General features: G+C 46.7%; 11 protein-coding genes. 1 reads left to right on the top strand and 10 read right to left on the bottom strand.

Going from position 1 to position 14,447, the window contains the following annotated elements; translation table 11 throughout:
• Positions 1–375 (top strand): hypothetical protein (locus HY063_04110; GenBank protein MBI3500958.1); only part of this gene is annotated, 375 nt, incomplete at its 5' end.
• Positions 376–707: 332 nt separating this feature from the next.
• Here HY063_04110 and HY063_04105 read toward each other — a convergent pair.
• From HY063_04105 to HY063_04060, 10 genes are all read right to left on the bottom strand, one after another.
• Complete coding sequence (locus tag HY063_04105; protein ID MBI3500957.1) at positions 708–1,079, bottom strand: GatB/YqeY domain-containing protein; 372 nt, start codon at positions 1,077–1,079, stop codon at positions 708–710.
• Between the two features lie 134 nt (positions 1,080–1,213).
• Positions 1,214–1,936, bottom strand: a complete 723-nt coding sequence (locus tag HY063_04100; GenBank protein MBI3500956.1) for a hypothetical protein — start codon at positions 1,934–1,936, stop codon at positions 1,214–1,216.
• A 12-nt stretch (positions 1,937–1,948) separates the two neighbouring features.
• A complete protein-coding gene (locus HY063_04095; protein ID MBI3500955.1) occupies positions 1,949–3,754 on the bottom strand; it encodes a cbb3-type cytochrome c oxidase subunit I in 1,806 nt (601 codons plus the stop codon).
• Between the two features lie 81 nt (positions 3,755–3,835).
• On the bottom strand, positions 3,836–4,924 hold the full coding sequence (locus HY063_04090) for a cytochrome c oxidase subunit II (GenBank protein MBI3500954.1): 1,089 nt from the start codon (positions 4,922–4,924) through the stop codon (positions 3,836–3,838).
• A gap of 160 nt (positions 4,925–5,084) precedes the next feature.
• Positions 5,085–6,236, bottom strand: coding sequence for a quinol:cytochrome C oxidoreductase (locus HY063_04085; GenBank protein ID MBI3500953.1), 1,152 nt, complete (start codon positions 6,234–6,236; stop codon positions 5,085–5,087).
• Between the two features lie 57 nt (positions 6,237–6,293).
• Positions 6,294–7,016, bottom strand: coding sequence for a cytochrome c (locus HY063_04080; protein MBI3500952.1), 723 nt, complete (start codon positions 7,014–7,016; stop codon positions 6,294–6,296).
• A gap of 24 nt (positions 7,017–7,040) precedes the next feature.
• Entirely contained in the window at positions 7,041–7,547 is a 507-nt protein-coding gene (locus HY063_04075) for a DUF3341 domain-containing protein (protein ID MBI3500951.1), read from the bottom strand.
• An 83-nt stretch (positions 7,548–7,630) separates the two neighbouring features.
• Positions 7,631–9,019 carry a polysulfide reductase NrfD gene (gene nrfD, locus HY063_04070; protein MBI3500950.1) on the bottom strand — a complete coding sequence of 463 codons (1,389 nt, stop codon included), beginning with the start codon at positions 9,017–9,019 and terminating at the stop codon, positions 7,631–7,633.
• 22 nt (positions 9,020–9,041) lie between these two features.
• On the bottom strand, positions 9,042–14,162 hold the full coding sequence (locus HY063_04065) for a T9SS type A sorting domain-containing protein (protein ID MBI3500949.1): 5,121 nt from the start codon (positions 14,160–14,162) through the stop codon (positions 9,042–9,044).
• Between the two features lie 11 nt (positions 14,163–14,173).
• Entirely contained in the window at positions 14,174–14,428 is a 255-nt protein-coding gene (locus HY063_04060; protein ID MBI3500948.1) for a hypothetical protein, read from the bottom strand.
• Positions 14,429–14,447 lie beyond the last annotated feature (19 nt).

The raw sequence follows: 14,447 nt of genomic DNA, 5'->3' as shown, positions 1-14,447 counted from the left end.
GACTTTGAATCATTGCCTGCCGAAAAAGGAAGTTTTCATGTGCGCGTGAAATCAGCAACCAAGGGGCACGCAACGTATGTGTATGAATACGGAATAACCACTGACGAAAATATACTGCCCGCAAAATGGGAAAAACCCGTTGCGCTTCCGGTTACCGAACTCATCGTAAGCGGGTTTAAAGCGGGAACCATTATAGCCGTGCATTATTCCGTGGTGCTGCCTCCGTCACACACCAAAAAAACGGCTGCTAAAATGAGCGCCACCACCGATAAGAACGCTACCATTCTTACCACTAACAAAGCCAAGAAAGTTACGGTTACTCACGGCACTGACCTTTACAACTTCAGCGAAATATTGTACATTGCCATTCGGTAAAAAAGAAGACAGGGAGAAGATGAGAAAGTGAGAAAGTGTGATTTGCTCACCTGTCCGTTTTCTCACTTTCTCAGTTTCTCCTTTCGTTATGTATATCCCTGAGAGCCCCGTACCTGTTCCTTGCTTCGTTTGACCTGCTCCTTGTTTCCAATGACCTGCTCCTTGCTTCCAATGACCTGCTCCTTGCTTCCAATGACCTGCTCCTTGCTTCCAATGACCTGCTCCTTTGAGCCAATGACCTGCTCCTTGCTTCCAATGACCTGCTCCTTTGAGCCAATGACCTGCTCCTTGCTTCCAATGACCTGCTCCTCTGATTTTACGGTTTTTTGCGCTTATTTGCCGATGAGGAGTTCCTTCACCAGCGCGGCAACCGCTTTTCCATCGGCTTTGCCTGCAAATTGCCTGGTGGCAGCGCCCATTACCTTGCCCATGTCGGCAGGAGTTGTTGCGCCAACTTGTGAAATGATTTGAGCCAATGCAGATTTGATTTCTTCTTCGCTCATTTGTTTGGGAAGGTATTGCTCGATTACCGAAATCTGGAAGAGTTCCACACCCGCAAGGTCGCTGCGGTTTTGCTGCTGGTAAATCTCAGCCGATTCTTTGCGCTGCTTCACCATTTTCTGAAGCGCTTTGAGTTCGTCCTCTGCGGTAACGGGCTTGCCCGATGATTTGAGCAGCAGCAACGCAGCTTTGCGAATGTACAAATTACATTCAGGACTTACGCAGAAGTTTAGTGAGTATTGTCATTTCGACCAGAGGGAGAAATCTCCTATGTTTGGCACAAAGGAGATTCCTCGCTTCGCTCGGAATGACACCGTTTTGCGTAAGTCCTGACATTCTACTTCTTGGGAAAAACCATGCGGTACAATTCTCCCCAGTAAATAACGATTCCCGCGTTGTAAATGGGAGAATCAAATTTTCCTTTGATGTTTTTGTTGGTGACAAGCATGATTCTATAGCCCACATCCAATTCAACGCCAAACCATTTTATAATTCTATACTGACCGGAAACGGTTGGCTCATAAAGAAGAATGGTGTGCGCATCTTCACTATTTTTTTTTCCGTTGTAGTTATATTGATAACTTGAACCGCCAATTCCAATCTGCAGCGGCACACTGAACTGCCATTTTTTCGATTTGAAATAAACGTACTCGAAAAATAAATTAATGTAGCGGAACTGCAACTCAGGATGAACCTCGTGTACGCCTGAAGTATCGGAAAAAGTTTGAGTCAGATAAAAAGGCGTGTTGTCTCTTCCGTTTTCATAGGGAGAAAGATGCAGCCACGAAAGCCCCGCGCCTATTCTCACCGTGTGATTAAAATCAAGCCCTGCATACGCAGTGTAAATGGGCGAACGAAATCCATTGATGAACGTATTCTTGGTATTAATTCCTCCTATGAGTTTTGGCTTTGAATGAAAAGCAACACGGATGGAATCTTCCACCTGCGCGGAAGTGAAAAGTGAAAAGTGAAAAGTGAAAAGTGTGAAAACAAGAAAACGGGAAAGTGAGAGCGTGGGAAAGTGAGATTCATTCACCTGCTCACTTTCACATTTTTTCACCTGCTCATTTTCTTAATGGTATCCTTTCCCTTCATCCAGTTCGCCCGGCTCAAGAGGAACGGTTTGCGGAATGAAGTCCTCTTTCGCTCCGGGTTTGCTGTAATCATACGCCCAGCGGTGAACCACCGGAAGATGTTTTCCCCAGTTTCCGTGATGATGCCCCACTTCCACTGTCCACTCGAGCGTGTTGGAGCCCCATGGATTTTTAGGAGCGCGGTTGCCGCGGAAAATGCTGTAGAAAAAGTTGAACACGAAAATAAACTGAGCCACCGCTCCGAGTATGGCAAACCAGGTGCTCATCTTTTCTATGTCAATAAGATTTTCAAACATGGGGAACGCGGAGTTGGTGTAATACCTTCGCGGCACGCCCGCCAATCCTAAAAAGTGCTGCGGAAAAAATACTCCGTAAGCCGCAATGAACGTGAGCCAGAAATGCCAGTAGCCCAGTTTCTTATTCATCATGCGTAAAAACATTTTCGGAAACCAGTGGTAAACACCTCCGCACATGGCGAGAATGGCAGACAATCCCATCACAATGTGAAAGTGCGCCACCACAAAATAATTATCATGCAGGTTAATATCGAGCGCGGCATCGGCAAGAATAATTCCTGTTACACCTCCGGTAATAAAAGTGGAAACCGCACCAATCACGAACATCATCGCGGGCGTAAAGCGAATAGTTCCTTTCCAGAGAGTGGTAATGTAATTAAATGCTTTCACCGCGGAAGGAATTGCAATCAGCACGGTGGTGAACACGAACACCGAACCGAGAAACGGATTCATTCCCGTGATGAACATGTGATGCCCCCACACAACAAATGAAAGAAGCGCAATCACAAGAATACTTCCCACCATTGCTTTGTATCCGAAAATCGGTTTGCGCGCGTTGGTGGAAATTATTTCTGACATCAACCCGAGCGCGGGAAGAATAATGATGTACACTTCCGGATGCCCTAAGAACCAGAACAAATGCTGAAACAAAACCGGGCTTCCGCCAGAATGTTCCAATGGCGTTCCGTTAATATAAATATCCGAGAGATAAAAACTGGTTCCGATTATTCTGTCAAACATCAACAACAAACAGGCGGAAAGTAAAACAGGAAATGAAAGCACTCCGAGCACGGCAGTGATGAGCAGCGCCCAAACAGTGAGCGGCAAGCGCATCATGGTCATTCCCATTGTGCGAAGGTTAAGCACAGTGATGATGTAATTCAAACCGGCAAGCAGCGCAGAAATAATAAAGAGCGTCATGCTGATTAGCCACATCGTCATTCCTGTTCCCGAACCCGGCATTGCCTGCGGAAGCGCGCTGAGCGGAGGATAAACCGTCCATCCCGGTGCGGCAGGTCCTGTGGGAAGAAACATTCCTCCTATCATAAGAACGGCTCCCCAGAAAAAGAAATGAAACGAAAGCATGTTGAGAAACGGTGATGCCATATCGCGTGCGCCCACCTGATAAGGGATGAGAAGATTCGCAAATGTTCCGCTCAATCCTCCTGTGAGAACGAAAAACACGAGAATGGTTCCGTGAATGGTAACGAGACCGAGATAAATATCGGGAGACATTTTTCCACCGGGCGCCCATTTATCTCCGAGCAGCCAGTTCATGATGGCGAATTTTTCATCGGGCCATGCTAACTGCAGGCGGAAAAGAGTGGACATCATCATTGCCGCGACTGCCATGAAGATTGCCGTAATCAAAAACTGGCGGGCAATCATTTTATGGTCCATGCTGAACACATACTTGGAGATAAAACTCTGCTCGTGATGTTCCTCATGGTGCTCTGCGTGTTCGTGGTCGTGTGAATGGTCTGACATATTATCTAATATTTAATATTTGTTCCCGGCTCCGCCCGAACTGACGCTATCGCTATTGTCATCCTGAGCGTAGTCGAAGGGTTATTTTTTTTCTGCTGTCATTTTATCTCCTGCAGAATTTGTTTCCGCAGTTTCAACTTTCATTGTTTCGCCCACCGTTTTTTGCTTTGCAAGCCATGCTTCGTAGTCCTTTGGTTCATCCACAATAATATTCATCTGCATGTTGTAATGGCTGAGCCCGCAGATTTTATTGCAAAGCAATAGATAATTAAATTCAATGGGTGCTTCTCCTTTCTTCGCGAGAATTTCATTCACCTCGGCAATATTTTTTATCACCTGCGGGTCTTTCCGCATTGAATCGGTGGTGATGGTGGGAATATAATGAAGTTCGGTGCTCATTCCCGGAACGCAGTTCATTTGCGCGCGGAAGTGTGGCATGTAGGCGCTGTGAATCACATCGCGCGAACCGAGTTTGAAATAAATTGTCTTTCCTTTCGGAATATGAAATTCGTTGCGCGCCACAATATCATCGCTTCCTTTCGGGTCGGTCAAATCCAATCCCATCGGGTTGGTGTCGGTAATCTTTTTGAAATTTCTTTTTCCAAGGATATTGTCTTTTCCCGCGTAGCGTGCCGTCCAGTCGAATTGTTTTGCGTAAAGTTCAATCACAATGTTTTCGCCCTGCGGAGCGGAAGTAATATCCGACCATGTTTTGATTCCAAGAAAAATAATTACAGTAAGAACAATTCCCGGAACAACCGTCCAGATTAATTCGAGTTTATGGCTTTCGACAAAGAAAGTGGCTTGATTATTTTTTTTGCTTCCATAATATTTGAATGCAAAATAAAACAGGCAGAAGTTTGTAACAATGGCAACAAACCCGATAATAATCATGTTGAAGTTGAAGAGCCAGTCCATTTTCGCTCCGTGTTCCGATGCGGCAACAGGAAGAAGTTTCGGAATAAATACATATAAATGATAAAATGCAAAACCAAGAAATGCAAGGAAGAACAAAATCATCAGGCGCGCATTCATGCGGTTGTCGCTTTCCGTAACTTCCCATTGCGGTTTTCCTCCGCGAAGTTCTGCCGCAAGTTCATAAATCTTCATCAGCCGGCAAACTAAAACGATTGCGAGAATGATGACTGCCCAGGTTAAAAGTGTTATCATATATATTCGTTAATCTTTAAATTAAAATGCCAATATACTAATTGATACTAATGATACAAATGATAAAATGACGAATAATACGAATGATGGCAACCATTTTTATGTTGTTTATTAGTATTATTCGTTTCATTAGTACGCATTAGTATATTAGCATTATTATTTATATCTGATGATGTTTGCTTTCATCTAACAACGGATGTTTCTGCACAATGATGGGCGCTTTCGCCAGTTGTGTGAGCACCACAAATAAAAATAATCCGGCAAAGCCGATTAATAATCCTAATTCAAAGGGAGAAAAAACTCTCCAGCCCCCACCTACTGTTCCCGGCATCACCATTACAAAAACATCGAGCCAGTGTGTGAAAATTAAAATTCCTCCTATGATTTTCAAATATGTTGAATTCCGTTTTGCATCGCGCGACATTAAAAATAACATCGGGAAAGAAAAATTTATGAAGAACATAATCCAGAACAGCGGACGATATCCCATCGCGTCAATCCTGTCGTGAAAATAAGTTACTTCTTCGGGAATGTTTGCATACCAGATGAGCATGAACTGGCAGAAGAAAGTGTAAGTCCAGAGAAAACTCAAAGCAAAAATCCATTTTCCCAAATCGTGAAAATGATTATCGTTCATCTCGGGCAAATATCCTTTGTCTTTCAGGTGAAGCGAGAGCAGCGTGATCACCACCATCGTGGTGCACCAGAAACCTGCAAGCACATACCATCCGAACATAGTGCTGAACCAATGCGTATCAACCGACATGATTACATCCCACACCATCACCGGAGTAATAAATCCGAAGAGCACTAAAAATCCTGCGGAGGTGGTAATATTTTTCCTGTGAAGATTTATATCGCCTGTCAAGTCCTCTTCGAGCGAGCGTTTGCGGAGAAGATTACGCGCATAGATGGCTCCACCGAAATACAAAATAAATCTTGCCCAGTAAAAAAACGGGTTGAAGTAAGGCGCTTTGTTGGCAAGAATTTTATCGTAGTGTTCGCTCGCAGTGTCATAAACAGTTTTGTCTGTCCACTTGTATATATGGTGCAATCCTAAAAATCCGCAGACAAGAAAAACAAAAAGCATGAGCACTCCAACCGGAAGATAACCGCTGATGGCTTCGTACACTCTTTTATAAACGATGGCGTAAGATGCTTCGGCTGCATATTTTTTCGCCATGTAAAAAGTAGCGCCAATGCCAAGGCAAAGAAAAAAGAAAATATCTACAAGAAGATTTGCCCACACGCGCTGAATGGGAATATGGCGAATCATTGCATACACGAGCGCGAGTGCGCCAATGCCCATCATTCCGAAGAGTATCTTCTTCGTTTTGTTGGTGAATTCATAATTCATACTCATAAATTCTTATGACTTTTTATCGGTTGCTTTTTTAGTTGTGTCTTTCGGCATCGCAGGCGCTTTCATTTCTTTTTTCGCTGTATCAGCAGGTGCTGCATTTGCTGTTGCTCCTCCGGGATTCTGCAGCGTTTGCACGTAACGGATAATTTTCCATCTGTCTTCCACCGTTAACTGCGAAGCATGCGAGCCCATCATGCCTTTTCCGTATTGAAGCGTGTGAAACATTTTTCCTTCGGGAAGATTTTTCAGTTGCGGAGAATTATAAGCCGGTGGCGGAGGAAAATTTCCAATCGTCACCACAGTTCCATCGCCTTGCCCGTTGGGTCCGTGACAGTGAATGCAATACTTTTCAAACTTTTCTTTTCCCTGCGCAACCATTTCTGCAGAAGCGGGAAAAGGGTCTTTGAGATTTTTTCCTGCATCTTCATAGCCCGCGCTGTCGTTCTTATAGGGATAAGGCATTTTCGTCATCGAGTAATCTGAATTCGCAACCCATCCCTGGGAAATTGTTCCGGCAACAGGTTTGCGGTTGGATAAACTATCAGCAAAAATTCTGTTGCCCGAATTAGTTTCGTAGGAAGAAGAGCGGTACATGTCGGGCATGTATTCCCAGCCGGGGCTGTTCGGAACATTGTTGCAGGAAGAAAGTACAAAGTACAAAGTACAAAGTACAATGCCCAAGGCATTCAACTTAAAAATTCTTTTTGTTTTATTTATTTTGCTTTTCATACTACTTAATACTTTGTACTTGTATTAAACTATTTTTATTTCACTCGCTCCTGTTTCTTTCAGCAGCCGTGAAACTTTATCTGTATCATCTGTTTCAATCCACATTAAAAATTTATCGTCCGTTGTTCGCGGGTCAGGATTTTTGGGTTTTACTCCGGGAAGAATCCAGCTTCTGAAAAGCAGTGTCCAGAACATTAAATGCGCGGAACAGAAAACAGTGAACTCAAATATCGGAGGAATGAATGCGGGAATGTTATGATACAAAGTCCAGTTTGGTTTTCCGCCCACATCCATTGGCCAGTCGCTCACCATAAAATACCAGATTCCCAGACATGCTAAACTCAGCGCGGTGCAGCCATAGAGAAAAGAACAAATGGCAATGCGCGTGCGCGGAACGTGAAGCGCTTCTGCAAGCCCGTGCACCGCAAACGGAGTAAACACCTCTTTCACTTTTATTCCCGCTCCGTTAATTTTTTTTGCCGCGCTCACCAGCACTTCATCGTCATCGTATATCGCGTGAATTGATTTCATACTATTTGCCCCTGCCCTAAAGGGAGAAGAGCGAGTTGTTGTTTTTATTTATTAATTTTTCCTTGCCTTTGTTCCCTTTAGGGTTAGGGCTGGTTTTTTTGTTTAAATACCTTGCTTGAAATTTTCATAATCGTTTTTAATTCGCTCTGCGCAATTACAGGAAATACTCTTGAGAACGCGAGGAATGCGGTGAAGAAAAATCCAAGCGTGCCGATGAAAATTCCAACTTCAATCCACGTGGGCGAATACATTGTCCACGAAGAAGGAAGATAATCGCGGTGAAGCGAAGTAACGATAATCACAAAACGCTCGAACCACATCCCGGTGTTCACCACCAACGACAAAATAAATGTTGCCATAAGATTTGTGCGAATCTTTTTGAACCAGAAAAGTTGCGGAGAAACCAGATTACAGGTCATCATAGTTGCGTAAGCCCACCAGTAAGGTCCCGATGAGCGATTGATAAACGCATACGATTCATATACCACGCCTGAATACCACGAAATAAAAAATTCGGTGAGGTAAGCAATGCCCACCAAAGAGCCGGTAAGCGTGATGATGATGTTCATGTACTCAATGTGTTTCACCGTAATGTAATGTTCGAGCCCTAACACTTTTCTCATAATGAGCACAAGCGTAAGCACCATAGCGAAGCCGGAAAAAATTGCTCCCGCAACAAAGTAAGGAGGAAAGATGGTTGTGTGCCAGCCCGGAACTATTGAAGTTGCAAAGTCCATACTAACGATTGAGTGAACTGAAAACACAAGCGGAGTGGAAAGTCCCGCAAGCACGAGAGAAACTTCTTCGAAGCGAACCCAGTCCTTCACTCTTCCGCTCCAACCGAAAGAAAGAATCTGGTACATCATCTGGCGCATTTTGTTGCCGGCAACTTTTGCGCGGTCGCGAATCATTGCAAAGTCGGGAATCAATCCGAGATACCAGAAAATAACTGATACGGTGAAGTAAGTTGAGATTGCAAACACATCCCAGAGAAGCGGAGAATTAAAATTCACCCAGAGAGAACCGAACTGATTCGGAATGGGCATTACCCAGTACGCCAGCCAAACTCTTCCCATGTGAAACACAGGAAAAATTGCCGCACAAATAACTGCAAAAATTGTCATCGCTTCTGCCGAGCGGTTGATTCCCATTCTCCAGCGCTGGCGGAAAAGCAACAGCACTGCGGAGATAAGTGTTCCCGCATGACCAATACCAATCCACCAAACGAAATTAGTAATGTCCCAAGCCCATCCAACAGTTTTGTTTGCTCCCCATGCGCCAATTCCTGTTCCTACCGTGTAAGCAAGGCAGCCAAATCCCCAGAGCATTGCGCAGAACATAATGGTGAACACCGTCCACCATAATTTGTTTGCTTTGCCTTCAACGGGGCGGGCAACATCTTCCGAAATCTGGTGATATGAAATTTTATCTCCTAAAATGAGCGGCTCGCGTATGGATGCTTCTTTAAACATAAATCTAATCGTTAATTATTTTTTATTGAATCACGAGTTTTTCTGTTTTTAGTATTGCTCCGTTGCCGACAATCTGCAGAAAATAAATTCCCTGAGCAAGATTGCCTGTATATAATTTCTTATTCATGTAATTGCCTGAATTCACCTGCTCGCGGAACATTGTTTTGCCAAGCATATTCATTACCGAAATGGTTATTGTCTGCGGATTTGAAAAATATCCTTCCACAAAAACAATCTCTGTTGTTGGGTTCGGATATATTTTCACCGAATTGGTTGCAACAGGAACACCAACACCTGTTAAACTGATTGTAACTGTCGCGCAGGTAATGCACCCTCCATTATCCGTAACGCAAACTGTATACGTTCCGGTGGAAAGCCCGGTAGCAGTGGAAGTGGTTTGCCCGTCTGACCATGAATAAGTGAACGGAGAATTTCCTGTTGCAGTTGCAGTAGCAGAAGGTCCCGAAGAAGTTATCGTAACCGTAGGTCCCATCGGACCGCCAATGCTGACAGTACTGGTTGCCATGCAGGAGTTTCCATCGGTGACAGTCACGGTATAAATACCCGCGCAAAGCCCGGTGGCAGAGGCGGCATTTCCTCCGCTGGGCGACCACATATAATTATAAGGAAGAACTCCGCCCACTGCGCTTGCGCTTGCAGAGCCATCACAAGGCGTGCAGGATGTTGAGTTGTTTGAAGTAGTGGCTATTCCAATGGAAGAGGGCTGCGTGATTGTATAGGTATGCGTGAGCGTACAGCCGCTTGCATCGGTTATTGTCACAGTATAATTTCCCGCGCAAAGCCCGGTTGCAGAAGCAGTGGTGGCTCCGTTATTCCACATATAAGTATAAGGACTGTTTCCGCCCGAAACCGTAATGCCCGCCTGACCGGTGCATGCGCTGTTGCACGAAACATTGGTTTGCGTGGGCGAGCCGTTAAGCGCAGATGGCTGTGTTATGTTTACAACAGAAGAAGAAAAACATCCGCCCGCATCGGAAATAGTTACGGTGTAACTTCCCGCGCAAAGACCGGTGACAGCAGAAGTGGTTTCTCCTCCGGGAGCCCATGCAAAAGTATAAGGCGGTGTGCCACCGCTTCCGGTTGCAGAGGCAGTTCCGTCACACGCGCTGTTGCAGGTTACGTTCGTGGAAGAAACAGAAGCAATGGGTCCTGATAAACCTCCCACACTTACTGTTGCAGAACCGGTGCAGCCGTTGGCATCGGTTATTTCCACCGTATAATTTCCGGCACAAAGTCCCGCTGCCGCAGAAGAATTTCCTCCGGTGGGCAACCATGCATACGTATAGGGCGGAGTTCCGCCAATCGTAGTGGCGCTTGCCGTTCCGTTGCAGGGCGAACAGGAAGAAGATGAATTGGACGACATGGCATTTCCGATGGAAGACGGCTGAGTAACCGTGTACGTTCTTGCGAGTGTGCAGTTATTCGCATCGGTAATGTTCACCGTATAATTTCCCGCACAAAGACCGGTGGCAGTGGAAGCATTTCCTCCCGTAGGAACCCATGTATAAGCATAAGGAGGAGTTCCTCCCGAAACATTTACAGTTGCAGTTCCATTGCAAAGCCCGTTGCAGGTTACATCGGTATGCGACCTGAATCCGGTAAGAGCAGCCGGTTGCGTAATAACAACATTTGCAGAAGAAGAACATCCTCCCGCATCTGTTACCGTCACATTATGACTTCCCGCGCAAAGCCCCGTAGCGGTGGAAGTAGTTTGTCCGCCCGGTGTCCATAAATAGGTAAATGGCGGAGTTCCTCCCAATACACTCACGGTTGCAGAACCATCGCAGGCAGCATTGCAGGTTGCGTTAGTGGAAGAAGAAATAGTTGCGCTCGGAGGCACAGGACCTGTAATACTTACTATTGATGAATTCGTGCAGCCATTCGCATCGGTTACATTCACCGTAAAACTTCCTGCGCAAAGACCGGTGGCGGCAGAAGAATTTCCTCCAACGGGAGACCATGCATACGTATAGGGCGGAGTTCCGCCAACTACCACTGCGCTTGCCGAGCCATCGCACGGAGCGCAGGATGTGGCGTTGTTAGAAGTAGTGCCGATTCCAAGCGAAGAGGGCTGAGTGATGCTGAATGTTTCTGTGAGCACGCAGCCGAGAGCATCGGTAACGGTAGCAGTGTAATTGCCCGCGCATTGATTGGAAATACCGGGAGTGGTTTGACTGTTGGGTGACCACATATAAGTATAAGGCGGAGTTCCACCGGAAGCATTCACACTTGCCATTCCGTTGCACATGCCATTGCAGGTAACATTGACTTGCGAAGTGGCGGCAGTGAGAGCCGTTGCGGGTTCTGTAATGTTCACGCTGGCGGAAGAATAACATCCTCCGGCATCGGTAATAGTTACCGTATAACTTCCCGCGCAGAGACCGGTGGCAGTTTGGTCAGTTTGCCCGTCAGACCATGCATAGGTATAAGGCAAAGTTCCCCCGCTTCCCGAAGCAGTTGCCGAACCCGTGCACGAGCCCTTGCAAACAATATTTATGGAAGAAGAAATAGAAGTGATTACACCCGCTGTTCCTCCCACGCTGACGGTTGCAGTGGCAGTGCAGGCGTTCGCATCGGTAACAGTGAGGGTATAATTGCCGGGACAAAGTCCGGTGGCGGCAGAAGAATTGCCTCCGCTGGGAGCCCATGCATACATATAAGGAGGAGTTCCTCCCACCACTGCAGCGCTTGCAGAGCCGTTGCAGGGCGCGCACGAGGTTGCATTGTTCGAAGAAGTGGCAATGCCTATGGAAGAGGGCTGAACAATGGGATAGTTCATTGAAACGGTGCAGCCGTTGGCATCGGTAACGGTGGCAGTATAATTTCCTGCGCAAAGACCGGTAGCCGTAGAAGTGGTTTGCCCGCCAGGAGCCCATGAATAGGTATATGGCGGAGTTCCGCCAGCAACAGTAATAGTGGCTGAACCATCACATGCTCCGTTGCACGTTACGTTCTTTACCGAGCCGCCCGAAGAAAGAACTGGCGGCTGAGTAATGGTTACCGTAGCGGTTGAAAAACATCCGTTGGCATCGGCTACGGTGGCGGTATAATTTGCCGCGCAAAGTCCTGTAGCGGTTTGCGTGGATTGCCCGTTAGACCAAGCATAGGTATAAGGCGGAGTTCCGCCCGTGCCTGCTGCGGTTGCAGTGCCGATGCATTGTCCGTTGCACTTAAGATTGGTGGAAGAAGAAATTGAAGCAGTGGGTCCTGCGGATGTTCCGCCAACAGTAACTGTTGCTGTTCCTGTACAGCCGTTGGCATCGGTTACATTCACCGTGTAATTTCCTGAACAAAGCCCGGTGGCGGTTGCGGCATTTCCTCCGCCAGGAGACCATGCATACATATAAGGAGAAGTTCCTCCCGATACACTTGCGTTAGCCGCACCGTTGCAGGGAGAACAGGAACTTGCAGGCAGCGAAGTCATGGTAATTGCAATAGTGGCGGGCTGCGTAATGGTTACCGAATCGGTGTTGGCGTTTCCGTTGGCATCGGTAACGGTTACATAATATTTTCCAGCACAAAGACCGGTGGCGGTTTGCGTATTCTGCGCAGGTATAGTGCTCCATACATAAGAATAAGGAAGAAGCGTTGCCCATTTTCCCTGTGCAGTGGCAGTTCCGTTGCATTGCCCGTTGCATTTTGCACTCACAGAAACAATGGTATCGCTGATGCAGGATTCAAATTTTATGAGGAAGCCATCGTTGGCACCAAACCCGCCTCCGCCAAATGTATTCTGATAACCGTTGCCCGCAATTCCTCCGGTGCTGCTGGTGTATCCGCCAATATAAACTTTTCCTCCGCCAATTGCTGCGCCAAAAGAAAGAGAAGAACCGGTGGTTCCTGCGTAAGTAGCGCAAAGGCGAATGCCTGCCGAATCCCATTTCACCAGCATATTGTCAATGGTGCCGCTGAAGGTGGTTTGAAATGCGCCCGGAGTGGCAATGCCGGTGGCGCTGCTGGTTCTGCCCGCCTGGTAAATATTTTCTCTCGAATCAATAGCAAGCCCATAGCCGGCATCGCTGCCGGTGTTTCCATAATACGTTCCCCAGTTGCGTGTTCCGCTGGAATCGAACTTTACAAGGTATGCATCGTAATTTCCTCCGCCACCCTGAACGGTTTGAAAGGCACCGGGCGATGCAATGCCTGATGTGCTTTGCGTTCTTCCCGAGAGATAAACTTTTCTTCCGTTAACTTTCAGCGCGCGCCCTTCATCGGCACTTCCGCCACCGTAATACGTTCCCCAGATTCTGTTTCCACCGGGACCAAACTTGACTACAAACGCATCCGTTCCTCCACCGTATCCGGTTTGAAAGGCACCGGGAGAAGAAATATTGGTAGTGCTTTGCGTGGCTCCTGCCACATAAATGTTTCCCGCCATGTCTGCGCTTGCATCGTATGGCTGTTCGGCTGAGGTGCCTCCATAGTAGGTTGACCAGAGTAAATTTCCGCCTGCGTTAAACTTTGCCACAAAGGCATCGTTGGCGCCTCCGTAAGTATTTTGAAAACCGCCCGAAGCAATTCCGTTAGGGCTGGCGGTAACGCCTGTAAGAATAACATTGCCTCCGGCATCAGTGGCGAGACCTTCGCCTGTTGAAGCGCCTGATGATTCATTGGCAGTTCCGCCAAAATAAGTTGACCAGAGGCGGTTGCCGTTGGCATCAAACTTCACCAAGAATGCATCGTAGCCACCACCAATTGTATTTTGAAAACCGCCCGCAGCAATTCCTGCAGGGCTGTTGGTATAACCAGCGAGGTAAACATTTCCATTCACATCGGTGGAGAGGGCATAGCCGTAATCGGTGCCGCTTCCTCCATAGTAAGTTGACCAGAGACGATTGCCGGCAGCATCAAACTTTACAAGGAAAGCATCGTCTGTTCCGCCTCCATATACTCCCTGAAATGCTCCCGAAGAAGCGAAAATGGAAGCGGTGGTATCGGCAGTGTATCCGGCAAGGTAAACATTGCCTGCCAAATCGCGGGCAACGGCAAAACCCTCGTCATTGTTTGTTCCGCCATAATAGGTTCCCCAAAGGCGGCTGTTTTGTGCGAATGCTTCGACTCCGCTCAGCATGGCAACAGCGGTAAGAAGAACAAAAATTGAAGAGAGGAGAAGTTTTTTCATGTTTTTGAGTGTTATGTATGAATAACGGTGTTGAATTTCGCAGCAAGGTTGTTGACTTTCGCAACAAGGTTGTTGACTTTCGCAGCAAGGTTGTTTAATTTCGCACTGAGGTTGTTTAATTTCTGTGCGGGGTTATCTAACTTTCCGCTGAGGTTGTTTACCCTCGCACTGAGGTTGTTCACCCTCAGCGGAGAATTATTCACCATTGCCGGAAAAATATTCAGCGTTTTGGATTTGTTGCTCACCGTGCTTGTTAGTTTATTCATCGTTTTTCTTTTCTTCTTA

This window comes from Bacteroidota bacterium (assembly GCA_016195025.1).
In the GTDB taxonomy this organism is placed as follows: domain Bacteria; phylum Bacteroidota; class Bacteroidia; order Palsa-948; family Palsa-948; genus Palsa-948.
The sequence above is the reverse complement of the archived record's forward strand: the minus strand, read 5'-3'. Positions and strand labels throughout refer to the sequence as shown.

What these genes read in the sequence shown, in the direction of transcription:
- HY063_04075 (MBI3500951.1), bottom strand. Translation starts at nt 7,547, where the DNA reads ATGAAATCAATTCACGCGATATACGATGACGATGAAGTGCTGGTGAGC.
- HY063_04090 (MBI3500954.1), bottom strand. Translation starts at nt 4,924, where the DNA reads ATGATAACACTTTTAACCTGGGCAGTCATCATTCTCGCAATCGTTTTA.
- HY063_04085 (MBI3500953.1), bottom strand. Translation starts at nt 6,236, where the DNA reads ATGATGGGCATTGGCGCACTCGCGCTCGTGTATGCAATGATTCGCCAT.
- HY063_04080 (MBI3500952.1), bottom strand. Translation starts at nt 7,016, where the DNA reads ATGAAAAGCAAAATAAATAAAACAAAAAGAATTTTTAAGTTGAATGCC.
- HY063_04095 (MBI3500955.1), bottom strand. Translation starts at nt 3,754, where the DNA reads ATGTCAGACCATTCACACGACCACGAACACGCAGAGCACCATGAGGAA.
- HY063_04060 (MBI3500948.1), bottom strand. Translation starts at nt 14,428, where the DNA reads ATGAATAAACTAACAAGCACGGTGAGCAACAAATCCAAAACGCTGAAT.
- HY063_04065 (MBI3500949.1), bottom strand. Translation starts at nt 14,162, where the DNA reads ATGAAAAAACTTCTCCTCTCTTCAATTTTTGTTCTTCTTACCGCTGTT.
- nrfD (MBI3500950.1), bottom strand. Translation starts at nt 9,019, where the DNA reads ATGTTTAAAGAAGCATCCATACGCGAGCCGCTCATTTTAGGAGATAAA.